The following is a 22,246-nucleotide window of genomic DNA, read 5'->3' on the forward strand; positions in this document are numbered from 1 at the left end:
CTAACTACTCGATGACACGAGGAGCCACATTACGTTGCTTTATCCATGTCTCCTCTTCTTCCACGAGGTAGTCAGGGCGATTACCGCCGCCGTTCGCGTTTTTTCTGCCGTTCGCGGCAGGCGCGCCCGGAGCCCCCGCCATTCCGCCACGACCACTTGACTTGCCGGCCTGGGTGCCTCCCCGGCTGCGATGCAGTCCCGAACCGCCCTGCGCTCCAGCCCCGGGCGCTCCCTTCGCAGCGCCTGCGACTCCGCCACGCTGGCGAGCCATTGCACTGCCACGGCCGGCGCCACCGGCCTTTCCTGCACCGGCGCCGGCTCCTGCGCCTCCGCCCATTCCGGACATGCCGCCGCGACCGGTTCCTGCCCCGGCCCCTGCCCCGGCTCCCATCCCGCCCGGCATCCCAGGCGTTCCAGAACCTCCGCCGCTGCCACCTCCAGGGCCACCAGACCCCGCGCCTACCGAGCCACCGCCCAGTCCGGCGCCGCCGCCTCCACCGCCTGCACCGAGGCCGCCACCGCCGGTGAGTCCCTCAAGGCCGGTCCTCACCGACGGCATGGCCGGTCCTGCCGGTTGGGGACGGGTGCTGCCGCCACCACCGTTGATACCGCCCGGATTGGGTGCGGGAAGCGGCACTGGAGAGGTGTAGCCCGGACCCTTCCCACCAGGTGTTACACCACCCGGAGTCGTGGGCCGGGGGCTGGTGATGGACGGGGGCAGCGGAGGATGGACCCCTCCAGGCGGCCTTCCGTCGCCGTCGGGCCGATCCCCACCCCAGTCGTCCCGTCTTTTCTCAGGCCCCCCAGGCCTCCCAGGCGTAGGCACAGTAGGCATCGACTTGCCCACCGTGTTGTACGCCGCCCCCAGGTACTCCATCGCAATCGCGCCGCGGAGTTGCGCCTCCCGGCCCGCCGACAACGAACTGCCGGTGTTCTCCAGTACCTTGCTCGTCGATATGCCCTGTTCGAGCGAGGCTAGAGCGACCGAGTCATCTCGTGCGTCACCGCCGCCGAAGAAGGATTTCACCTCGTCACCGACCCGGTCCGTGCCGCTGTCCCAGCCGCTCGGCTCCTCGATGGACATGACGTACGGGCCGTAGGCCTCCAGCGCATCACCGGCCGAGACCAGGGTATTGCCGGCTGCGCGCGCCCACTCCGCGGCGTGGGAGATGTTCTTGCTGATTTCGCGAGCCCTGGCTTCAAACATCTGGGCCGCCTTGCCGTCCCAGTGTTCCCGGACTTCTGCGATGGCACGGTCGAACGTGCCCTTGATTCCGCCGCCGGAACCCATCGACTTAAGGACGGACTCGACCACGCCCTCTGTCATTTGGTCTATGAAGCCGTTTGAACCGCCGTCCAGGTCGTGACCCACGTCGATCCATGCCTCACCCACGCTCCGCACGGTAGAGGGGCTGGACCCCGCCACCATGGCCTTGAGCTCGGGGAGCGTCTTCTTCCAGAACTTGCTGGTGTGCTGCTCTGTGGACGGCTGCTCCGACGCGTATTGGGCGACCTTTAGCTTTGAGTTGAACTCAGCATTTACGCCGATCCCGTCTTTCATATTGTTGATCGCTATTTGATTCATTTCCGACACTGTCGGCTACCCCCGATTCCGCATCCCACTGTTCCTGACACTTCGCCACCCGCTCAACTCATGTTGAGGGGCGCGTCGTGACGGCGGCCCTGTTTCATGGCGTTGGCCGTCTCTTGCTCCTTGTCCTGGTAACGGCCGTGGGTTGCAGCTGTCTTCTTGGTGAGGTCCTTGATGAAGGACTCAAGCTTCTTGAGGATCTGATTCTCTATGTAGTCCTTCAGGGCCTCATGCTTCTGCCGAAGCTCATCTTCTTCGTCGAACTTCTCGCCGAGCGCCCCGCGGGGCAAATACGTGTTGCTCGTCGCCTTGCCCTTCGTGCACTGCATGTCATTGGTGATGCCGTTGAGCTTCCTCACCACCTCATCCAGCCGGTCGAGATCGACCTTGTACTCGTCAGCCATTGATGGCTTTACCCCCTGAGTTTGCGTGAAGTGTTGCGGAACGGGTCGCGGTGGCAACAGCCGGGCCCACGGCCATGCCGACTGCGAGCAGGTCGCCCGCCATGATCATTAGCCTACCGAGTGCATCTCTGCTGAGTGAGGCGTGGTTCGCAGTGTGGGCGGGGAGCGGGTCGGTATAAGTGCGGGTGGGCTGATTCGACGTCTTCTCCCCCGTGCCGACAGGGGTGTTGGGGATGAGCGAGCCGCGGCGGATGGCGAATCTGAAGGCGTTGATGGCGCGCAAAAGCCGTTGATGGCGCGCAAAAACTCAGGGGCCCACCCCCGGAGGAGTGGACCCCTTCTGACCTGTATTCCGCTAGATCAGCGAAGTGGCGCTACGGCACCGGCTACACGTTGAACCGGAACTCGACCACATCCCCGTCCTGCATCACATACTCCTTGCCCTCCATGCGCGCCTTGCCCGCCGCGCGGGCGTCGGCCACCGAGCCGGTTTCGACGAGGTCGGCGAAGGAGATGACCTCGGCCTTGATGAAGCCCTTCTGGAAGTCGGTGTGGATGACACCGGCGGCCTCGGGGGCGGTGGCGCCCTTCTTGATGGTCCAGGCACGGGTTTCCTTGGGGCCGGCCGTCAGATACGTCTGCAGGCCGAGGGTGTTGAAGCCGACGTGGGCGAGGGTCGCCAGGCCCGGCTCGTCCTGGCCGACGGACTGGAGCAGCTCCAGGGCCTCGTCGTCGTCGAGCTCGGCGAGGTCCGCTTCCAGCTTGGCGTTGAGGAAGATCGCCTCGGCGGGGGCGACCAGGGAGCGCTGCTCGGCCTTGAAGTCGTCGTCCGTCAGCTCGTCCTCGTCGACGTTGAAGACGTAGAGGAAGGGCTTGGTCGTCAGGAGGTGGAGGTCGTGCAGGAGCTCTTCGTTGCCGGAGCCCTGGACGATGCCCGCCGAGAAGAGCGTGTCGCCCTTCTCCAGGATCTCCTTGGCCGCCTCGACGGCCGCCACCTTGGGCGCGATGTCCTTCTTGATGCGCGACTCCTTCTGGAGGCGCGGCAGGACCTTCTCGATCGTCTGGAGGTCGGCGAGGATCAGCTCGGTGTTGATGGTCTCGATGTCGTCCTTGGGCGAGACCTTGCCGTCGACGTGGACCACGTTCTCGTCCTTGAAGGCGCGGATTACCTGGCAGATCGCGTCGGACTCGCGGATGTTCGCGAGGAACTTGTTGCCCAGGCCCTCGCCCTCGGAGGCGCCGCGGACGATGCCCGCGATGTCCACGAAGTCGACGGTCGCGGGGAGGATCTTCTGCGAGCCGAAGATCCCGGCGAGGGTGGCCAGACGCGGGTCCGGGACGCCGACGACGCCGACGTTCGGCTCGATGGTGGCGAACGGGTAGTTGGCCGCCAGCACGTCGTTCTTGGTCAGGGCATTGAACAGGGTCGACTTGCCGACATTCGGCAGACCGACGATTCCGATCGTGAGCGACACGGTGGCGACTTCCCGGAGCGAGGTGGTGGACGGCGGAGGGCGGCTCCATCCGGTCCGTCCTGTTGAGGAAAGAAGAGAAACAGGAGAGGACCTGAGGGCCGATCCACCAGTCTACGGGGAGGGGACGGAAAGGCCTCGCCGGGCGGCGGGGCGCAACACGCCACCCCGTACACCGAACGGAGCCTCAAGCTCACCCAAAGCGCGTGTCCTGCGACCTATTAATCCCACTTAGCGGCCTACCGTTGGCGAGTGGAGCAACACGAAGCGCGCACGCCCCAGTACAGTCCGTCGCCGAAAGGCAGTCCGGCGGCGGACCGGAACTCCCGGCTCCCGCGCCCCGCGGAGGCCGCCGCCCCCGACGGCGTCGAGCGGACGCCCTGGCCGGGGCCGTACGCGGGTCTGGTCCGCGGCGAGACGGCGACCGTGTACCGCGCCCGGAAGCGGCCGCGCCCGCTGCCCGCCGCGCCGGCCTGCGTGGCCCGTCTGCTGCACCGGATGCCGGCCGCCAAACTGACCGGCCTCGGCTGCTGGCTGCTCGGCACCCTCGCGCTGCTCGCGTTCGCGTTCCTGGACCGGCTGCTGCTCGGCGGCGCGCAGACCCCGTACGGCGTGTTCTTCCTGCTGGTCAGCGTGTGCGCGGCGGTGTGGGTACGGCCGTACGACCTGATCACCGCGCCGATCGCGCTGCCGATCGCGTTCGCCCTCGGGGCGCTGCCGATCCACCGCGGCACGGAGGGGTTCGACGGAATGCTGATGGGGCTCTTCACGGTCCTCGCGCTGAACGCGGACTGGCTCTACGCCGGCACCCTGGTGTGCGCGCTGTTCGCGCTGTTCCGCAAGGCGGTGCTCAGCTCGCAGCGTCGGGCCATCCCACAGGTGAGTCCACCACTGAGCGCGCGCCCCGGGCCGTCACGGAACCGGGCTGCGGCGCAGGCGCGGCAGCCGGCGGGGAACCGTCCGCGGTCGGCGGCCCACCCGCCCGAGCGGCCTGGGCAGCCATCGCGGCACCCACAATCCCCGCGTTGTTCTGAAGCTGCGCCGGCACGATCTCGGCCCTGATGCCCTCGATCAGCGGCAGGAACTTGTGCGCCTTGCGGCTCACCCCGCCGCCGATCACGAACAGCTCGGGCGAGAAGAGCATCTCCACATGGGCGAGGTACTTCCGGACCCGGTGCGCCCACTGCTGCCAGCTCAGGTCCTCGTCCTCTTTGGCCCTGGTCGAGGCGCGCTTCTCGGCGTCGTGACCGTGCAGTTCCAGGTGGCCGAGCTCGGTGTTGGGGACCAGCCGGCCGCCGGTGAAGACGGCGCTGCCGATGCCGGTGCCGAAGGTGAGCATGATGACGGTGCCGGTGCGGCCGCGGCCCGCGCCGAAGCGCATTTCGGCCAGGCCGGCCGCGTCCGCGTCGTTGAGGAGCGTCACCGGACGGCGGCCCGATCCGCCGCCGAGCCGGGTGGTGAGCAACGCGCCGGCGGCCGTGTCGATCCAGTGCTTGTCGACATTGGCGGCCGTGCGGGTCGTACCGTCGGTGACCACGCCGGGGAACGTCACACCGACCGGCCCGGACCACCCGAAGTGGTCCACGACCTGCTTGACGCAGTCCGCGACCGCATCCGGGGTGGCCGGCTGCGGGGTCAGCACCTTGTAGCGGTCGTCGGCGAGGTCGCCGCGTTCCAGATCCACCGGGGCACCTTTGATGCCCGATCCGCCGATGTCCACACCGAAGACCCTCATGGGAAAAGGCTAGGCGGCGACCCGGCCGATCGCCCCCGGGATGCCCACTTCTCCCGGCTCCCCGCCCCGTCCTCTTCCCGTCCTCGTCGCTGCCTCGGTCCTCGACGGGTCAGCCCTCGACGGCTGCCTTCGCCTCGGCGCGCAGGTCGCGGCGGAGTTCCTTCGGCAGCGAGAAGGCGATGGACTCCTCGGCGGCCGTGATGGTCTCGACGTCCTCGTAGCCGCGCTGGGCGAGCCAGTCCAGGACGCCGTGGACGAGGATCTCCGGGACGGACGCGCCGGAGGTGACGCCGACCGTGCCGACGCCCTCCAGCCAGGCCTCGTCGATCTCCTCGGCGTAGTCGACCAGGTGGGCGTCACGCGCGCCGGCACCGAGGGCGACCTCGACGAGGCGGACCGAGTTCGAGGAGTTCTTGGAGCCGACGACGATGACGAGATCGGCCTCGGCGCCCATCTGCTTCACCGCGATCTGGCGGTTCTGGGTGGCGTAGCAGATGTCGTCGCTCGGCGGCGAGAGGAGGTTGGGGTAGCGGCCCTTGAGGGCGTCGACGGTCTCCATGGTCTCGTCGACGGAGAGCGTGGTCTGGGAGAGCCAGACGACCTTGTCCGGGTCGCGGACCTCGACATTGGCGACGTCCTCGGGGCCGTCGACCAGGGTGATGTGGTCGGGGGCCTCGCCGCTGGTGCCGATGACCTCTTCGTGGCCCTCGTGGCCGATCAGGAGGATGTCATAGTCCTCGTTGGCGAACCGGACGGCTTCCTTGTGGACCTTGGTGACCAGCGGGCAGGTGGCGTCGATGGTGGCGAGCTTGCCGCGCTTGGCCTCGTCGTGGACGACGGGGGCGACGCCGTGCGCCGAGAAGATGACGATGTTGCCCTCGGGCACCTCTTCCGTCTCGTCGACGAAGATCGCGCCCTTCTTCTCCAGGGTTTTCACGACGTACTTGTTGTGCACGATCTCGTGCCGTACGTACACGGGCGCGCCGTACTGCTCCAGGGCTTTCTCGACGGCGATCACGGCACGGTCCACGCCCGCGCAGTAGCCACGGGGGGCTGCGAGCAGGACCTTGCGGGCGGTGGCGGGCGACGGGTGGGCAGTCATGCGTCCCATCGTAAGGCCGCGCCCGGACGTCCAAAGATCGCCCGGTGACCCAGACTGTTGAAGAACGTACGAAGGAGGCGGAATGCCGGGGACGGTCGGCGCAACAGGCACAACGGATGGCGGCACGGTGGGCGGCGGGGGCGGAAGCACCGCCGCAGACGCCGGATCGCTGCGGCGGACGCTGACATTCCGGGATCTGATCGTCTACGGGCTGCTGTTCATCGCCCCGATGGCGCCGGTCGGCATCTTCGGGACGCTGGAGGCGAAGTCGCACGGCGCGATCGCGACCGTCTACATCGTCGCGACCCTCGCCATGGCCTTCACCGCGTACTCGTATGCGCAGATGGTGCGGGTCGCGCCGCAGGCCGGTTCGGTCTTCACCTACGCCAGGGTGGGCCTGGGCGAGGGCGCGGGCTTTGTCGCGGGCTGGATGGCGATGCTCGACTATCTGCTGATCCCGGCCGTCGCCTATCTCTTCTCGGGGATCGCGCTGCACTCCCTGGTGCCGTCGGTGCACCAGTGGGTGTGGACGGTGATCGCGGTCGTCGTCACCACGCTGCTGAACCTGTGGGGCGTACGGACCGCGGCCGTGGTGGGCTTCCTGGTGCTGGCCATGGAGATCGCGGTGCTCGTGGTGTTCGTCGTGGCGGCGGTGTGCGTGCTGGTCACGGACGGGGCCCAGCGGGGCTGGGCGACGCCGCTCACGGGTGAGGGCGCCTTCTCGATGACCGCGGTGCTGGCGGCGGTGTCGGTCGCGGTGCTCTCGTTCCTGGGCTTCGACGCGATCGCGTCGTTCGCGGAGGAGTCGGCCGGAGGTTCGCAGCGGGTGGCGCGCGCCGTCATCACCTGCCTGGTGGTGGCCGGTGTGCTGTTCGTCGTCCAGTCGTATCTGGCGGCGCTGCTGGCGCCGATGTCGGCGGCGGAGCTGGCGGCCCAGCCGGGCGGGCAGGGCGACGCCTTCTATACGACGGCCGACGACGCCGTGGGTGAGTGGCTGCAGAAGCTGGTCGCGGCGAGCAAGGCGATCGGGGCGGCGTTCGCGGCGCTGGCCGGACAGGCCGCGGCCGGGCGACTGCTCTTCGCGATGGCACGGGACCGGCGGCTGCCCGGGGCGATGTCGAAGGTCGACGCGGGGAGCGGGGTGCCGCGGCGGGCGCTGCTGGGCGCGGCCCTGGTGACGCTCGTCGCGGCCGTCTGGGCGGCGCGCCGGGACGACGGCCTGGACCAGCTGTCCTCGATCGTGAACGTCGGCGCGCTGACCGCCTTCGGCCTGCTGCACGCCTCGGTGATCGGCTGGTTCCGGATCCGCGGGCACGCCGAGTCGCCGAACCTACTGGCCCATGTGATCGTCCCGCTGCTGGGCCTGGCGGTGGTCGTGGCCGTCATCGTGGCGGCCTCACCCACCGCCCAGGTGATCGGCGCGGTCTGGCTGGTCGTCGGCCTGGCTGTACTGGCACTTCAGTACCGGGCGCGGCGGGCCGGCACGCCGGACTGAGGTCCGGCGTCCGGCGGGCACTGTCGGTGCCCGCCGATACCCTCGCTCGTATGGCTGTCTCAACGTCCCCGGAAACGCCGATCCCGGTCGGCGAGGTGTCCCGGCTCATCGGCGGGTGGATCGACCGTCTCGGCGCGGTATGGGTCGAGGGGCAGATCACCCAGCTCTCGCGGCGGCCCGGCGCGGGCGTGGTCTTTCTGACGCTGCGTGATCCGTCGTACGACATCTCGGTGAGCGTGACGTGCTACCGCCAGGTCTTCGACAAGGTCGCCGAGGTGGTGGGCGAGGGCGCCCGGGTGGTGGTGCACGCCAAGCCGGAGTGGTACGCCCCGCGCGGCCAGCTGTCACTGCGGGCCGCCGAGATCAAACCGGTCGGGGTCGGTGAACTCCTCGCCAGACTGGAGCAGTTGAAGAAGTCGCTGGCGGCGGAGGGGCTGTTCGCGGCGGACCGCAAGAAGCCGCTGCCGTTCCTGCCGCAGCTGATCGGGCTGGTCTGCGGCCGTGCGAGCGCCGCGGAGCGGGACGTACTGGAGAACGCCCGGCACCGCTGGCCGGCCGTCCGCTTCGAGGTGCGCAATGTGCCGGTGCAGGGAGTGCATGCGGTGCCGAAGGTGATCGAGGCGGTCCAGGAGCTGGACGCGCTGCCCGAGGTCGACGTGATCATCGTGGCCCGCGGCGGCGGCAGTGTGGAGGATCTGCTGCCGTTCTCGGACGAGCAGCTCGTACGGGCCGTCGGGGCGGCGCGTACGCCCGTCGTCTCCGCGATCGGCCATGAGCCGGACTCCCCGCTGCTGGATCTCGTCGCCGACCTGCGGGCTTCGACGCCCACGGACGCCGCGAAGAAGGTCGTGCCGGACGTGGGCGAGGAGCTGGCCCGGGTCCAGCAGCTGCGGGAGCGGGCGCGGCGCGCGGTCAGCGGCTTCCTGGAGCGGGAGGAGCGCGGGCTGGCAGCAGCGCTGCACCGCCCGTCGATACAGCGGCCGCAGCGGATGGTGGAGGAGCGCGAGGAGCAGATCACGGCGCTGCTGGAGCGCGGCCGGCGGACGCTGGGGCATCTGCTCGACCGGGCGGATTCGGAGCTGACGCACACCCTCGCGCGGGTGGTCGCGCTGTCCCCCAAGGCGACGCTGGAGCGCGGCTATGCGGTGCTGCAGAAGCCGGACGGGGCGGCGGTGCGCTCACCGGAAGAGGTCAGCGGGGACGAGGAGTTGCGGGCCAGGGTGGCCGAGGGCGAGTTCCGGGTGCGGGTGGACGGGGGGCCGGGACGGCCCGGCGCTGTCACACCCCCCGCTTAGGGTGGGAGATATGGCGAAGGCGAAGACGGACGGCATGGCGGACGCGGAGCGCGGGACGGCGGCCGGGGTGGCCGGCGACACGGAGACCGCCGCGGAAGCCGCCGCGGAGACGGGAGTGACGCCGGTGGACTCCACGCTCGGCTATGAGCAGGCGCGGGACGAGCTGATCGAGGTCGTCCGCAGCCTGGAGGCGGGCGGCACGACGCTGGAGGAGTCGCTCGCCCTGTGGGAGCGCGGTGAGCAGCTGGCGAAGGTCTGCCGCCGCTGGCTGGAGGGCGCGCGGGCGCGGCTGGACGCGGCGCTGGCGGAGCCGCAGGAGGGGCCGGACGCGGTGGCGGGGCGCGCGTAGGCGCGGACATTCCATGTGAAGCGCGGTGAAGCACTGTGAAGCGGCTCACATCGCCCCGCATTTAGTTGAAAGTTAATACACTTCCGCTACTGTGGATCTCGTAGTCACAGCAGTGACGCTCCGCAGTACCCCCGCGATAGCCCCGCCGACCACGAGGTGCCCCTATGTCTCTCGCCCTTGACGCCGCCGCTCAGGACCTCCTCTTCCGTGAGGCCCAGACCGCCAACACGTTCACGGACGAGCCGGTGACGGACGAGCAGGTCCAGGCCATCTACGACCTGGTGAAGTACGCCCCGACCGCCTTCAACCAGTCGCCGCTGCGGATCACCCTGGTCCGTTCCGAGGACGCCCGCCGGCGTCTGGTCAACCACGCCATGGGCGCCAACGGCCCGAAGACGCAGTCCGCACCGCTGACCGTCATCCTCTCCGTCGACCTGGACTTCCACGAGAAGCTGCCGCGGCTCTTCCCGGCGATGCCGACCGTGAAGGACGCCTTCTTCTCCGAGCTCGCCGCCCGCGAGGCCGCCGGCACCCAGAACGCCACCCTGCAGGCCGGCTACTTCATCCTCGGTATCCGCGCCGCCGGCCTGGCCGCCGGCCCCATGACCGGCTTCGACTTCACCGGCATCGACAAGGAATTCTTCGGCGACGGCAAGCAGAAGTCCTTCCTCGTCATCAACCTCGGCAAGCCGGGCACCGACGCCTTCTTCCCGCGCTCGCCGCGCCTGGAGTTCGACGAGGCCGCCACCACCGTCTGAGCCACACCGTCCGCGCCGGCGCCGAGCCGGCCCCCGTACGACGACGAGGCCGCCGCACCCATCCCGGGTGCGGCGGCCTCGTCGCGAATTCCGCCCTGCGGGCCTCAGCCCTTCTTCTCTTCCGGGCCCTTCTTCGTCTCCAGCGAGGCGGCCAGCTCCGCGAGCCGGCCGAACGGCGCGGTGCCGGTGACGACCGTCGTCACCCCCGACTCCTCGCGGACCAGGGCGTTGTACGTGTCGCCCTTGTACCGGTCCCACTTCTTGCTGGCGACCGCCTGCTTGCCCTCGGCCTTCGCCGCGCCCAGCGTCACGTCCTTGATGAACTCGCGCGCGGGCGCATCGCTCTGCTCGACCGCCGCGTACTCCTGCTCCGGGTCGAGCATGCCCAGATGCCAGGCGCCGCCCTTGCCGTCGTTGCTCGCCTTGTACGAGACGGAGGTCGCGCGCCAGGTCTTCGGCAGCCCCTTGGGCACGGCCACCGGGTACGGCGCCGCGCGCCGGGCCATGGTGGCCTCCAGCCGGTAGTCGACCGTCTTGACCGCGTTCCTCTCGGCGCTCCGGCTGTCGTCGTGCGGGATGAACACATAGATCGCCCCGACGAGAACGCCGATCACCGCCAGCGACAGGACCATGTCCCGCACCGTTTGCCTGCCTCGCATACCTGCCACGCCCCTATGGTCCCCCATGCCCGCCGCGGCCCCGACGGACCCCCCGGTGACGGCGGTCACCCACCGCGCCGCGACCGGGCCGCCGGCCGGCACGCAGCTCCACGAGCGGCCGTTACGAAGCTTCGCCGACCGGCCCGTACCAGCCAATGCCACCGACCCGCGCAAGCTCCTCACCAGCGCATTCACCTCCGCCGACGGCAATCTTTGACGCTGCTCATGCGAAGGGCCCCCTGCTCATCTTCGCGACGTACCGATACTGTGAACGTCTGGGGGAACACCCGCGAACCCCCGCACAGCCACCCTCAGCCTTCCGGCCGTCGCCGTACAGAAAGGTGCGCTCGATGACCGAGCACCATCTCCCGTCCCCCCTTGAGGTCAGCCCCGAAGCCCCCGACCGCAACCTCGCCCTGGAGCTGGTCCGGGTCACCGAGGCCGGTGCCATGGCGTCGGGCCGCTGGGTCGGACGGGGTGACAAGAACGGCGCGGACGGCGCGGCGGTCAAGGCCATGCGCGCTCTGATCCACACCGTGTCGATGAACGGCGTCGTGGTCATCGGGGAGGGCGAGAAGGACAACGCCCCGATGCTCTACAACGGCGAGCGCGTCGGCGACGGCACCGGCCCCGAGTGCGACGTGGCCGTGGACCCCGTGGACGGCACCACGCTCACCGCCAAGGGCATGGCCAACGCCGTGTCCGTCATGGCCGTCGCCGAGCGCGGCTCGATGTTCGACCCGTCCGCCGTCTTCTACATGGACAAGCTCGCCACCGGCCCCGAGGCCGCCGACTTCGTCGACATCAACGCCCCGGTGGCCGTCAACATCCGCCGGATCGCCAAGGCGAAGAAGTCCGCCGTCGAGGACGTCACCGTCGTCATCCTGGACCGGCCCCGCCACGACGGCCTGGTCAAGGAGGTCCGCGAGGCCGGCGCCCGGATCAAGTTCATCTCCGACGGCGATGTCGCCGGCGCGATCATGGCGGCCCGCGAGGGCACCGGCGTCGACCTGCTGCTGGGCATCGGCGGCACCCCCGAGGGCATCATCGCCGCGTGCGCCCTCAAGTGCATGGGCGGCACCATCCAGGCCAAGCTGTGGCCCAAGGACGACGACGAGCGGCAGCGCGCCCTCGACGCCGGCCACGACCTGGACAAGGTCCTGCAGATCGAGGACCTGGTCCAAGGCGACAACGTCTTCTTCGTCGCCACCGGCATCACGGACGGCGAGCTGCTGCGCGGTGTGCGCTACCGCGCGGAGACCGCCTACACCCAGTCGCTGGTGATGCGCTCCAAGTCCGGCACCATCCGCCAGATCGACTCCGAGCACCGGCTCTCCAAGCTCCGCGCGTACAGCTCGGTGGACTTCGAGCGCCCCAGCTAGTCCGCGCTCCAGCCGGTCGGGCAACTGGCCGGCGGCCACACGCACTTCGCCCCCGCCGGAGAGTCTCCGGCGGGGGCGAAGCGGCCCATATGTCCCGTTGTCCGGTACTCAGCCCGCCGCAGGCATATGGGCGGCGCGCTGGAGCTCGGACTCCCGCCGACGACGGCGGGCCAGCACGACCCGGCGCTCCGCGGCGGTCAGCCCACCCCAGACGCCGTACGGCTCCGGTTGGAGCAGCGCATGCTCCCGGCACTCGACCATCACCGGGCAGCGGGCACACACCCGCTTTGCGGCCTCCTCCCTGGCCAGCCGCGCGGCGGTCGGCTCCTTGGACGGGGCGAAGAACAGCCCGGCTTCGTCCCGGCGGCACACCGCCTCCGAATGCCAGGGGCCGGCCTCGTCGCGAGCGGTCAATCGCTGGGACGGAACGACAGCGGCATCCTGCAGGGGCTGATGCGGTAGCAGCACGGTCTACTCCTGACGACGGCTTCGGCGAAGAAATCACCCTTGCCCGTCTCGCTGCGCACGGCTATTCGCACCCCGCAGCCGTACGAGAGACGATGCACCAGCCCTACCCGCTGTACGCGCGCTTATGCACACGGTGGCGATCGTGGCCGCACCCCCGCAACAGCCGCCCCGGAAAGCCGCACTCACCGAACCCGTCACACGCAATCGCCGGACCCGTTACGGCCATTCATGCCCGCCGGACCGCTACGGCCACCCACCATGGGTCTTACGTGAGCCGGTCCCGGCGCTCGCGGCGCTCGGCCCGCAGCCGATGGCGCAGATCGTGGATCCAGGCGCCGCGCTTGGGCTTGGCCTCGACGCTGCCCAGCACGGCATAGCCGTTGACCAGGACCTGCGGGGCGTCATCGTCCACCGCGTCGTTCGTCTCCACCTCGAAGGCGCCCAGGACGCCGGAGCCACTGCTGCGCAGCGTGATGTTCTCCGGGACCCGGATCTCCACGCTGCCGAGGATGGCGGTGACATTGATCTGGATCTGCTGCTGCGGAAAGACCGCCTCGGTCAGATCGATCTCCACACTGCCGAAGATCGCGACGGCGTTGATCCGCGCCGGCACCCGCCAACGGCCCTTGCGGGTCGAGGCGCTGAAGATCGCCACCAGATTCTGGTCCGGCAGCGGGGCGCCGCTCGCGGACGGGTATGCGCCGGGGCTGAACTGCGGACGGCCGGCGCCCGCCACGGGCAGATCCCGCACCATCGGCGCCAGCTCACCCATGGTCTTGGCGCGATAGACCAGATCGATCCGCTCGGCGTGCTCCTCGGCGTCCAGCCGGCCCTCCGCGAGCGCCTCCCGGAGGATCTCGGCGACCCGGTCGCGGTCCGCGTCAGACGCGCGGATATCGGCCTCGGCGGGCGGGGCCGTTGCGGGCTTGGTCAGTTTCACGGGCTCGGCGGGCCGCTGCGCGGGCTCGGGGGGCCGCGAACCGCTGTCGTCTGGTGCGTCCGGTACGTCCACACCAGCAGCGTAGCGAAACGCGATAGATCGCGACCAGGGAACGGGGGCAGGCGGGCGGTCCGGCCACTGAGCCTTACCTCACACCGACACCGGGTCACCGGGGTTCTACGCTGTTCAGGCGCTGCCGTTGATGTCAGCCGAAGCCATCGTCGAGTAAGGATTGGCCGCGATGCCTGCCTCTTCCCGCCCGCCCCTCCCGGCATTTGCCTACACCGACCTTCTGCCCACGGGCGAGGACAACACCCCGTACCGCCTGGTGACCGCCGAGGGTGTGAGCACCTTCGAGGCGGATGGCCGTACGTTCCTCAAGGTCGAGCCGGAGGCGCTGCGCAAGCTGGCCGCCGAGGCGATGCACGACATCTCGCACTATCTGCGCCCGACCCACCTCGCCCAGCTCCGCAAGATCCTGGACGACCCCGAGGCCAGCCCCAACGACCGTTTCGTCGCGCTGGACCTGCTGAAGAACGCCAATATCGCGGCGGCCGGCGTGCTCCCGATGTGCCAGGACACCGGTACCGCGATCGTCATGGGCAAGCGCGGCCAGCACGTGCTGACCGAGGGCGGCGACGAGGCGGCCCTCTCCCGCGGCATCTACGACGCGTACACGCAGCTCAACCTGCGCTACTCGCAGATGGCCCCGCTGACGATGTGGGAGGAGAAGAACACCGGTTCCAACCTCCCGGCGCAGATCGAGCTGTACGCGACCGACGGCGGCGCCTACAAGTTCCTCTTCATGGCCAAGGGCGGCGGCAGCGCCAACAAGTCCTTCCTCTTCCAGGAGACCAAGGCGGTCCTCAACGAGGCCTCCATGATGAAGTTCCTGGAGCAGAAGATCCGCTCGCTGGGTACGGCCGCCTGCCCGCCGTACCACCTGGCGATCGTGGTCGGCGGTACGAGTGCCGAGTACGCGCTCAAGACGGCCAAGTACGCCTCCGCGCACTACCTGGACGAGCTGCCGGCGGAGGGCTCCCCCACCGGCCACGGCTTCCGCGACAAGGACCTTGAGGAGAAGGTCTTCGAGCTGACGCAGAAGATCGGCATCGGCGCGCAGTTCGGCGGCAAGTACTTCTGCCATGACGTCCGCGTGGTCCGCCTCCCGCGGCACGGCGCGTCCTGCCCGGTCGCCATCGCGGTCTCCTGTTCCGCGGACCGCCAGGCCGTCGCGAAGATCACCGCCGAGGGCGTCTTCCTGGAGCAGCTGGAGACGGACCCCGCCCGCTTCCTCCCGGAGACCACCGACGAGGAACTGACGAAGGGCGCGGGCCCGGACCTCGACGCGATCGCCATCGACCTCAACCGCCCGATGGACGACATCCTCGCCGAGCTGACCAAGCACCCGGTCAAGACCCGGCTGTCGCTGACCGGCACGCTGGTCGTCGCCCGCGACATCGCGCACGCCAAGATCAAGGAACGCCTGGACGCGGGCGAGGGCATGCCGGAGTACCTGAAGAACCACCCGGTCTACTACGCCGGCCCGGCCAAGACCCCCGAGGGCTACGCGTCCGGCTCCTTCGGCCCGACGACCGCGGGCCGTATGGACGCCTATGTCGAGCAGTTCCAGGCGGCCGGCGGCTCCAAGGTCATGCTCGCCAAGGGCAACCGCTCCCAGCAGGTCACCGACGCCTGCGGCACGCACGGCGGCTTCTACCTCGGCTCCATCGGCGGCCCGGCCGCCCGCCTGGCCCAGGACTGCATCAAGAAGGTCGAGGTCCTGGAGTACGAGGAGCTGGGCATGGAGGCGGTCTGGAAGATCGAGGTCGAGGACTTCCCGGCGTTCATCGTGGTGGACGACAAGGGCAACGACTTCTTCCAGGACCCGGCGCCGGCGCCTACGTTCACGTCGATCCCGGTACGCTCGTCCTGACTTTGGCAGCCGCCCGCGAGCGGCTGAGGATCACAACACCAGCATTCCGGTGCGGTCGGGAAGCTGACGCGCGCCTCGAAGCGACCTGTGGAGCCCCTGGCCAATGGCCAGGGGCTCCATCCCTTACTGCCCCCGATGGCGGGGGCAGGCGCACGGCGGCCAGGCCTGGCTGAGGCCGTACACGTTGGCTCTGTCCCCGGCCAGTACGTGGACCCGCGCGCGCTCCTCCCGTACGGCACCGTCCGGCCTCGCGGTGTAGGCGCGCAGGGTCATCAACGACTGCCGGGACGTACGCGATTGCTTTTCATCGGCACTCACCAGACCACCTCGACGGGCTGCGGCTGCTGCTCGTACGCGACGTAGTAGGGGCGGACGATGGGTGTGCTGCACCGTCTACTGATGGCTCGACTGTGCGCGGCTTGCAGGGGCGCGCTGCGACGGGCGTTTGCGGCGGATTCCAGGGCCACACAAGGACCGTACGGACGGTCACGGGGCAAGTGTGTGTTGCGGGGATGGCGCGATGGCGCCCCGAAGCGCGGGGAATAAGTAATTCCCGCACCCAATCAAGGCAACGGGCAATAAGGTGAGTCATGTTGACGCTCCTTGTAAGCGTTGACCATGCCCCGGGGCCGTCGCTAGCGGCCGCCGGGGTCTTTCACATTCCGTACTCACATGGTTGCCGTGCGGCATAGGCTTCGGAAGGGAGCAGGACCTTATTCCTGCAGGCTTCAGGGCGGAAGTGAGGCTATGGCCAAAGAAATTGACCCTTCGGAATCCATGGCGGCGCTGTTCGGGAGGCGTCTTCGCAGACTCCGTTTGACGGCTGGGCTGACCCAGTCCGCACTGGGCGTGCTGGCACGCACGCACAGCACACGCATCAACCAGATCGAGCGGGCGACGGGCGCCAAGCCGACGCTGGAGTTGGCGAAGACCTTGGACGAGGCCGTGGGCGCGGACGAGTTGCTCGTTGAGCTGTGGGCCTACGTCCATCGAGAGTCGTTCCCGGACTGGGCGCGGGCGTACATCGCACTCTCGGAACGGGCCGTGGACATCAAGCAGTACGCGGCTGCCTTCGTTCCCGGTCTTCTTCAGACAGAGGACTACGCCCGCGCCGTGTTGAGTCTTGGCCGAACGCTCGATTCCGTCGAGCAGTTGGAGGATCGAGTGTCCGCGCGGCTCGGGCGTCAGGCGAGACTCGACGAGCCCAATGGCCCCCAGCTGTGGATCATCCTCGACGAGTCCGTGCTTATGCGTCCCATCGGCGGTCCAGTGGTGACGCAGACCCAGCTCGCCCGGCTCCTGGAGGCGGCGGAGCACCCCCGCATCACGCTCCAGGTGCTGCCGTTCAGTAGCGGTGGGCACGCAGTCACCGGTCGGTCCCTCACGCTCTTGACCATGCCGGACGGCTCCAAATCGGCCTACATCGACGCCCCAGGCTTTGGCCAACTCTTCGACGAGCCAGGGGAGGTGGCGTCCTTTTCGGTAATTTACGATCGGGTGCGGGCTATGGCCCTGCCGCAGAACATGTCACTCGACATGATCCGATCCGTGATGGAGGGCACCTACCGTGCTGAGCGCATCCCGTCCCGATCTGAGCGCCGCCGCCTGGCGCAAGTCCAGCTACAGCGATCAGGAGGGCGGGGACTGCATCGAGGTGGCCGACGGCTACCCGAGCCTCGTCCCCGTCCGTGACTCCAAAAATCCGCACAGCCCCGCCCTGCTCATACCCGACAGAGCCTGGACCACGTTCATAACGAGCGTGAAATCCGGCGACTTCCCGGCCACCACCTGAACACACAACGGCGCCCGCTTCGGCGGGCGCCGTGGCATAGGAAACACCCACCATTCCGCGCGCATTCCCATCCCGATCTCAGTGCAGCCATCTGGCGTAAGAGCAGCTACTGCGGTAGCAACGAGGGCAGCTGCGTCGAGGTCGCCGACAACTACCCCGCCGTCATCTCCGTACGTGACTCCAAAGACCCCCACGGCTCAGCACTGCTCATACCCGACAGAGCCTGGACCACGTTCATAACGAGCGTGAAAGCCGGGGACTTCCCGGCCAGCGACTGAACACATAGCGGCGCCCGCTTCGGCGGGCGCCGTTGGCGTCGTACGTCTACCCGCGCGCGCTGTCCAGCGCTGCGACGCATTGGCGAGTAGTCCGGTGCTCGGGGCCCAGGGTCCTCAGGGCATCGGCGTGTGCCCGCTCTGCCAGCTGAGCCGCTTCGGCCTTGGCGCCGCTGAGGCTCAGTAGCCGCGCGAGGTCGGCAGCGTCCGCGATGGCGAATGGATGATCTTCTCCCAGCTCCGCACTACGGGACGCCAGCACCCGACGCAATTCGTCTATCGCCCTGTCCTTGTGGCCGAGCTCCCACAACACGAGGGCCAGGTTGGACCGCGCTGAGACAGTACGGATATGGGTGGAGCCGAAGTGTCTGATGTGCGCCTGAAGAGCTTCCTGGGCTCGCTCCCCCGCTTCGGCCCATGTGAGCCTCTGTACCTCATCACCTGGAACCTGATCGGACGTTCGAGACACGATGAGGGCGTGTCGCATCACAGCTGCGCGCATGAGCTGAGAAAGAGCGGCGACCTCTTCCCTGCGTTCGCCGTGCAGCCTCGGAAGAAGGTCGATCAACTCTCGCGACAAGGTAAGTGCCTCACCGAAGCGCCCCATGAGGTACAGGCTGCCCACCTGCAGGCGAATGACATCTGCCGTGTCGGCATGGGTCGTTCCCAGGACCCGCTTCCGGATCGCTGCCGCCTTGAGCCTGAGCTCATATTCCTCGGCGTACTCGCCGAGCATGCCCTTCGTGAACGCAGTGTGTGCGTACGCGTCGGCCAGGAGCAGCGGTGCCTGATCTGCCATCTCCTTGGCTCGGTCCAGCGCGTCACACAGCACGGTCACAGCCGTGGAGAGATCGCCACCCTGATACATGATCTTTCCGAGCGCGATGGCGTCAGCCACCACGGTGGCGGGATCGGCCGTCCTGGATCGCTCACTGTGCTGCGCAACGCCCGCAGCCAAATGCGCCGCGTCCGACCACCGGCCCGCGTCATCGTGTGCCGTGCGTATCTGCCGTGCTGCGTCGAGCAGTTCTTCGTCGGCGCTGTCGGATGTCAGAAGCCTCAGGAGATGAGGCTCAACCAGGGTGCTTTCGCCACCCGCCTCGCGAACGGCCCGGCTCACCAGCTTGGCCGCCACCTCGGTGAGCTGCTCACGCTCGTCGGCCGGGAGGGCGGCAGCCACCGTCTCCAGCAGTAGGCCATGTGCTTTCACGCAGCGCGTATGCGGCCGTCCTTGGCCGGTGGACACCTCGACCAGGTCGACCAGTGACGCCGAGATCAACCCGTGCAGGCCGGCCTCGACCCGTTCCGCCGACAGGCCGGGCACCTGGACGGTGAGCAACGCGGTGGGGGCGAGCAGCAGCAGGGGCACGGGGGCGTCCGCGAAGCAGGACAGCAGCCGCAGGGTGGCCATCGCCTCGGGGACACCGCGCTCGGCGAGGGCGTCCAGTGACAGCTGCCAGGTCAGGCTCAGCCGCTGGCGTGCTCCGCCGTCCAGGCCGGCGCCACGATCCAGCAGGCTGACCGGATTCTCTTCCAACCGCTCCAGGTATTCCTCCACCGTCCAGCTCTCCAAGAGCTGTTGGGCAAGGAAGCCTCCTGCCAGGGTCAGAGCCAGGGGGTGGCAGCCGAGCCTCTGTGCGAGACGTAGGGCTGCCTCCGGCTGCTGTTCTCCCGGCGCCAGATCGTGGAGCAGACGAGCCGCCTCCAGCGCGGGCAGCACATCCACCCGATGCGGGCTGGCCCGCACCGCCATCCATGCCGGGTCAACGGCCTGCCGTGAGGTCACCACGACGGTTCCCCGGGCTGACCGGCGCAACCACCCGTCTCTCAGCAGCCTGGGGTCGTCCGCGTTGTCCAGGATGAGCAGCCAGGGCTCGGGGGAGGCGTCCAGGTGCTGCCACACCAGGTCCGCGGCGGCCCGTCGGCCCTCCTGGGCGGCCTGGACCTCTTGTGGCGTCGCGCCACGGTCGGCGGCGACGGCGAGCATGCCGCCTCGTAACTGTGACTCGGTGGTGGCTTCCACCCACATGGCCACCGTCGAGGGCGCTGCCTGCTCGAAGAGCCAGCGAGCCAACGCGGTCTTGCCGCACCCGCCGAATCCGTGCAGGACGTGCACCTCGCCGTGCGTCCGCAGGGACGACAGGAGTTCCTCGCGCAGTTCCTCGCGGTCGTGCAGCCCTGCCCGCAAAGGCGCTGCCAGCGGTACCCGCACCGAGGCCGGGCCGCTTCCGAATCCCGGTGTTCCATGATGGTGGTGCTCGGTGATCTGGATGTCGCGCTCGGACTGGAAGATGCGGCCCTGTCCGTAGGCGGCGGCCCCGAATCCAGCCCCCTCGATGCCGTCCGGGCTCATGCCCGGCCTCCGGAGAGGTGTATGTCCCTGCCCGCTTGGAACACCCGTCCGTGCCCCTCGGCCCGGGCCTGCATCCGCACCGATGGCCGCGCCTCTTCCGGCACAGCACCGCGCGCGTCATCCAGGATGCGCTGCAGCTCCGCTGCGGCCTCGGGCTCGTCACGCAGCACGCGCCGCAACCGCGCCTGCCACTCGGCAGCCAAGTCCTGGCGCACCTGCTCCGCGTCACCGTCCTGCTCGGCCTGGACCAATTCCGTCCGGGCTTCCTCCAGTTCCTCCTCCACCCTGTCTTCCTGGCCGGGCCGGATCCGCCGCCATACCGCGACGACCCCCTCCCGGGCCTGCTCCCAGGCAGCCGTCACCATCAGCGTCACCAGCGCCGTACCCGCCTCGTCCAACACCGCTCCCCCACCCCGCGATCCCGGTCTGTGTGCCAACTGACGTAACTCTTGGTCGAGTTGTCTCGTAGGCATTCAGAGCAATGAGCCGCCCTGAGTCTTGTAGAGACTAATCTCTGGTCACCCACGGGCACCGGTCGTGGTCCTTGCGAGCGCTCCGGCCAGGGCCGGCAGGATCGGCTCGATCATCACCCACTCGTACGCGGCTCCAAGCACCCGAACGGGTTCGTGACGCGGTGACGCCGCGGCATCGCCGCTGAGCGGTGCGGACAGGCGGGCCCGGCTCTTCGGAGTCGGGCCCTCGTCCGTACGTGTGCCGATCGGTGAGCCGGTGCCCGCATCCGGGAACATAATCGCGGCCTCGGGTACTGAATCAGATATGAGCGAGAACAACGACTTCGGCAACCTCGGCACCCCCGGCGTCGGCGGCACCCCCGCCTTTCGCACCGAGCACGACTCCATGGGCGAGGTGCGGGTGCCCGCGCACGCCAAGTGGCGGGCGCAGACGCAGCGCGCGGTGGAGAATTTCCCGATCTCGGGGCAGCGGCTGGAGCGGGCGCATATCGAGGCGCTGGCACGGATCAAGGCTGCGGCGGCCAAGGTCAATGCCGAGCTGGGGGTGGTCGACAAGGATGTGGCGGGGGCGATCCAGGAGGCGGCCGGGGAGGTCGCCGACGGGAAGTGGGACGAGCACTTTCCGATCGACGTGTTTCAGACGGGGTCCGGGACGTCGTCGAATATGAATACGAATGAGGTCATCGCGACGCTGGCGAGCGAGCGGCTGGGACGGGACGTGCATCCCAATGACCATGTGAACGCCAGTCAGTCGTCCAATGACGTCTTTCCGTCCTCGATTCATATCGCGGCCACGGCGGCGGTCACCCGTGATCTGGTTCCGGCGCTCGACCACCTCGCCGCCTCGCTGGAGCGTAAGGCGGCGGAATTCGCGGCGGTGGTGAAGTCGGGGCGGACGCATCTGATGGATGCCACGCCCGTGACGCTGGGTCAGGAATTCGGCGGGTACGCGGCGCAGATCAGGTACGGCGTGGAGCGGCTGCGCGCCTCGTTGCCGCGGCTGGCCGAACTTCCGTTGGGCGGGACGGCCGTGGGGACGGGGATCAATACTCCGCCCGGTTTCTCGGCGGCGGTGATCGAGGAGGTGGCGCGGGCGACGGGGCTGCCGCTGACGGAGGCTCGGGACCATTTCGAGGCGCAGGGTGCGCGCGACGGGATTGTGGAGATCAGCGGGCAGTTGCGCACCATCGGGGTGGGGCTGACGAAGATTTCCAATGATCTGCGGTGGATGGCTTCGGGGCCGCGTACCGGGCTTGCCGAGATTGCGCTGCCCGATCTTCAGCCGGGGTCTTCGATCATGCCGGGGAAGGTGAATCCGGTGATCCCGGAGGCGGTGTTGATGGTCGCGGCGCAGGTCACCGGGAATGACGCCACGGTCGCTGCGGCCGGGGCGGCCGGGAACTTCGAGTTGAATGTGATGCTGCCGGTGATCGCCAGGAACGTACTGGAATCGGTGCGGCTGCTGGCGAATGTCTCGCGGCTGCTGGCGGACCGGACCGTGGACGGGATCACCGCGAATGCCGAACGGGCGCGTGAGTACGCGGAGTCGTCGCCGTCGGTGGTTACGCCGCTGAATAAGTACCTCGGGTATGAGGAGGCGGCGAAGGTCGCCAAGAAGTCGCTGGCGGAGCGGAAGACCATTCGGCAAGTGGTCATCGAGGGGGGATATGTCGAGCGTGGGCTGGTGACGGAAGAGCAGCTTGACCAGGCGCTCGACGTACTGCGGATGACGCATCCGTAATGGTGGTGCGCGTCACATCCCGGATG

23 protein-coding genes and 1 pseudogene are annotated in these 22,246 nt (G+C 68.8%); 12 read left to right on the forward strand and 12 right to left on the reverse strand.

All coding sequences use genetic code 11. The features are described 5' to 3' along the window. Window positions 1–4: 4 nt before the first annotated feature. The 3 genes from AB0I10_RS11300 to ychF form a co-directional block, all read right to left on the reverse strand. Entirely contained in the window at window positions 5–1,585 is a 1,581-nt protein-coding gene (locus tag AB0I10_RS11300) for a hypothetical protein (RefSeq protein ID WP_363152136.1), read from the reverse strand. Between the two features lie 62 nt (window positions 1,586–1,647). After that, window positions 1,648–1,995 (reverse strand): hypothetical protein, encoded by a 348-nt coding sequence (locus AB0I10_RS11305; RefSeq protein WP_363152137.1) that lies wholly within the window; start codon window positions 1,993–1,995, stop codon window positions 1,648–1,650. Window positions 1,996–2,381: 386 nt separating this feature from the next. After that, window positions 2,382–3,470, reverse strand: coding sequence for a redox-regulated ATPase YchF (gene ychF, locus AB0I10_RS11310; RefSeq protein ID WP_363152138.1), 1,089 nt, complete (start codon window positions 3,468–3,470; stop codon window positions 2,382–2,384). 495 nt (window positions 3,471–3,965) lie between these two features. Between ychF and AB0I10_RS11315 the strand changes: the two are divergent. After that, window positions 3,966–4,259: pseudogene (locus AB0I10_RS11315) on the forward strand (DUF6542 domain-containing protein); the annotation flags it as partial. A gap of 58 nt (window positions 4,260–4,317) precedes the next feature. Here the strand turns inward: AB0I10_RS11315 and ppgK are convergent. Both ppgK and AB0I10_RS11325 read right to left on the reverse strand, forming a co-directional pair. After that, a complete protein-coding gene (gene ppgK, locus AB0I10_RS11320; RefSeq protein ID WP_363152139.1) occupies window positions 4,318–5,202 on the reverse strand; it encodes a polyphosphate--glucose phosphotransferase in 885 nt (294 codons plus the stop codon). 109 nt (window positions 5,203–5,311) lie between these two features. Further along, a complete protein-coding gene (locus tag AB0I10_RS11325; RefSeq protein WP_363152140.1) occupies window positions 5,312–6,313 on the reverse strand; it encodes a 4-hydroxy-3-methylbut-2-enyl diphosphate reductase in 1,002 nt (333 codons plus the stop codon). A gap of 73 nt (window positions 6,314–6,386) precedes the next feature. On the opposite strand from AB0I10_RS11325, the gene AB0I10_RS11330 reads away from it, so the two are divergent. The 4 genes from AB0I10_RS11330 (at window position 6,387) to AB0I10_RS11345 (ending at window position 10,201) form a co-directional block, all read left to right on the forward strand. Beyond that, on the forward strand, window positions 6,387–7,799 hold the full coding sequence (locus AB0I10_RS11330; protein WP_363152141.1) for an APC family permease: 1,413 nt from the start codon (window positions 6,387–6,389) through the stop codon (window positions 7,797–7,799). A gap of 50 nt (window positions 7,800–7,849) precedes the next feature. Further along, on the forward strand, window positions 7,850–9,094 hold the full coding sequence (gene xseA / locus AB0I10_RS11335) for an exodeoxyribonuclease VII large subunit (protein ID WP_363152142.1): 1,245 nt from the start codon (window positions 7,850–7,852) through the stop codon (window positions 9,092–9,094). Window positions 9,095–9,128: 34 nt separating this feature from the next. Then, on the forward strand, window positions 9,129–9,443 hold the full coding sequence (locus tag AB0I10_RS11340) for an exodeoxyribonuclease VII small subunit (protein WP_363152260.1): 315 nt from the start codon (window positions 9,129–9,131) through the stop codon (window positions 9,441–9,443). Window positions 9,444–9,607: 164 nt separating this feature from the next. Further along, window positions 9,608–10,201, forward strand: coding sequence for a malonic semialdehyde reductase (locus AB0I10_RS11345; protein ID WP_363152143.1), 594 nt, complete (start codon window positions 9,608–9,610; stop codon window positions 10,199–10,201). A gap of 104 nt (window positions 10,202–10,305) precedes the next feature. Here AB0I10_RS11345 and AB0I10_RS11350 read toward each other — a convergent pair whose 3' ends face one another. Beyond that, window positions 10,306–10,860 (reverse strand): DUF4245 domain-containing protein, encoded by a 555-nt coding sequence (locus AB0I10_RS11350; protein ID WP_363152261.1) that lies wholly within the window; start codon window positions 10,858–10,860, stop codon window positions 10,306–10,308. 25 nt (window positions 10,861–10,885) lie between these two features. Between AB0I10_RS11350 and AB0I10_RS11355 the strand changes: the two genes are divergently transcribed. Further along, complete coding sequence (locus AB0I10_RS11355) at window positions 10,886–11,077, forward strand: hypothetical protein (protein ID WP_363152144.1); 192 nt, start codon at window positions 10,886–10,888, stop codon at window positions 11,075–11,077. A 133-nt stretch (window positions 11,078–11,210) separates the two neighbouring features. Continuing rightward, window positions 11,211–12,242, forward strand: a complete 1,032-nt coding sequence (glpX, locus tag AB0I10_RS11360; RefSeq protein WP_363152145.1) for a class II fructose-bisphosphatase — start codon at window positions 11,211–11,213, stop codon at window positions 12,240–12,242. Between the two features lie 108 nt (window positions 12,243–12,350). Here the strand turns inward: glpX and AB0I10_RS11365 are convergent, their stop codons facing one another. Then, window positions 12,351–12,710, reverse strand: a complete 360-nt coding sequence (locus tag AB0I10_RS11365; RefSeq protein ID WP_136743062.1) for a WhiB family transcriptional regulator — start codon at window positions 12,708–12,710, stop codon at window positions 12,351–12,353. Window positions 12,711–12,975: 265 nt separating this feature from the next. After that, window positions 12,976–13,650: a DUF1707 domain-containing protein gene (locus AB0I10_RS11370; protein WP_363152262.1), complete on the reverse strand. Its 675-nt coding sequence runs from the start codon at window positions 13,648–13,650 to the stop codon at window positions 12,976–12,978. Window positions 13,651–13,891: 241 nt separating this feature from the next. On the opposite strand from AB0I10_RS11370, the gene AB0I10_RS11375 reads away from it, so the two are divergent. Next, window positions 13,892–15,586, forward strand: a complete 1,695-nt coding sequence (locus AB0I10_RS11375; protein WP_363152146.1) for a fumarate hydratase — start codon at window positions 13,892–13,894, stop codon at window positions 15,584–15,586. A gap of 123 nt (window positions 15,587–15,709) precedes the next feature. On the opposite strand, the gene AB0I10_RS11380 is transcribed toward AB0I10_RS11375, so the two are convergent. Both AB0I10_RS11380 and AB0I10_RS11385 read right to left on the reverse strand, forming a co-directional pair. Next, complete coding sequence (locus tag AB0I10_RS11380) at window positions 15,710–15,904, reverse strand: hypothetical protein (protein WP_363152147.1); 195 nt, start codon at window positions 15,902–15,904, stop codon at window positions 15,710–15,712. Further along, complete coding sequence (locus AB0I10_RS11385; RefSeq protein WP_363152148.1) at window positions 15,901–16,053, reverse strand: hypothetical protein; 153 nt, start codon at window positions 16,051–16,053, stop codon at window positions 15,901–15,903. Before AB0I10_RS11385 ends, AB0I10_RS11380 begins: the two co-directional genes overlap by 4 nt. A 280-nt stretch (window positions 16,054–16,333) precedes the next feature. On the opposite strand from AB0I10_RS11385, the gene AB0I10_RS11390 reads away from it, so the two are divergent. The 3 genes from AB0I10_RS11390 (at window position 16,334) to AB0I10_RS11400 (ending at window position 17,656) form a co-directional block, all read left to right on the forward strand. Beyond that, window positions 16,334–17,278 (forward strand): DUF5753 domain-containing protein, encoded by a 945-nt coding sequence (locus AB0I10_RS11390; RefSeq protein WP_363152149.1) that lies wholly within the window; start codon window positions 16,334–16,336, stop codon window positions 17,276–17,278. Next, a complete protein-coding gene (locus tag AB0I10_RS11395; protein ID WP_363152150.1) occupies window positions 17,241–17,378 on the forward strand; it encodes a DUF397 domain-containing protein in 138 nt (45 codons plus the stop codon). Before AB0I10_RS11390 ends, AB0I10_RS11395 begins: the two co-directional genes overlap by 38 nt. 89 nt (window positions 17,379–17,467) lie before the next feature. After that, entirely contained in the window at window positions 17,468–17,656 is a 189-nt protein-coding gene (locus AB0I10_RS11400) for a DUF397 domain-containing protein (protein WP_363152263.1), read from the forward strand. A 46-nt stretch (window positions 17,657–17,702) separates the two neighbouring features. Here AB0I10_RS11400 and AB0I10_RS11405 read toward each other — a convergent pair whose 3' ends face one another. Then, window positions 17,703–20,006, reverse strand: coding sequence for a tetratricopeptide repeat protein (locus AB0I10_RS11405; RefSeq protein WP_363152151.1), 2,304 nt, complete (start codon window positions 20,004–20,006; stop codon window positions 17,703–17,705). Then, window positions 20,003–20,407 (reverse strand): hypothetical protein, encoded by a 405-nt coding sequence (locus AB0I10_RS11410; RefSeq protein ID WP_363152152.1) that lies wholly within the window; start codon window positions 20,405–20,407, stop codon window positions 20,003–20,005. Before AB0I10_RS11410 ends, AB0I10_RS11405 begins: the two co-directional genes overlap by 4 nt. Window positions 20,408–20,783: 376 nt before the next feature. On the opposite strand from AB0I10_RS11410, the gene AB0I10_RS11415 reads away from it, so the two are divergent. After that, a complete protein-coding gene (locus AB0I10_RS11415) occupies window positions 20,784–22,220 on the forward strand; it encodes a class II fumarate hydratase (protein WP_363152264.1) in 1,437 nt (478 codons plus the stop codon). Window positions 22,221–22,246: the final 26 nt, after the last annotated feature.

It is taken from the genome of Streptomyces sp. NPDC050636, assembly GCF_040654775.1.
Taxonomy (GTDB): domain Bacteria; phylum Actinomycetota; class Actinomycetes; order Streptomycetales; family Streptomycetaceae; genus Streptomyces.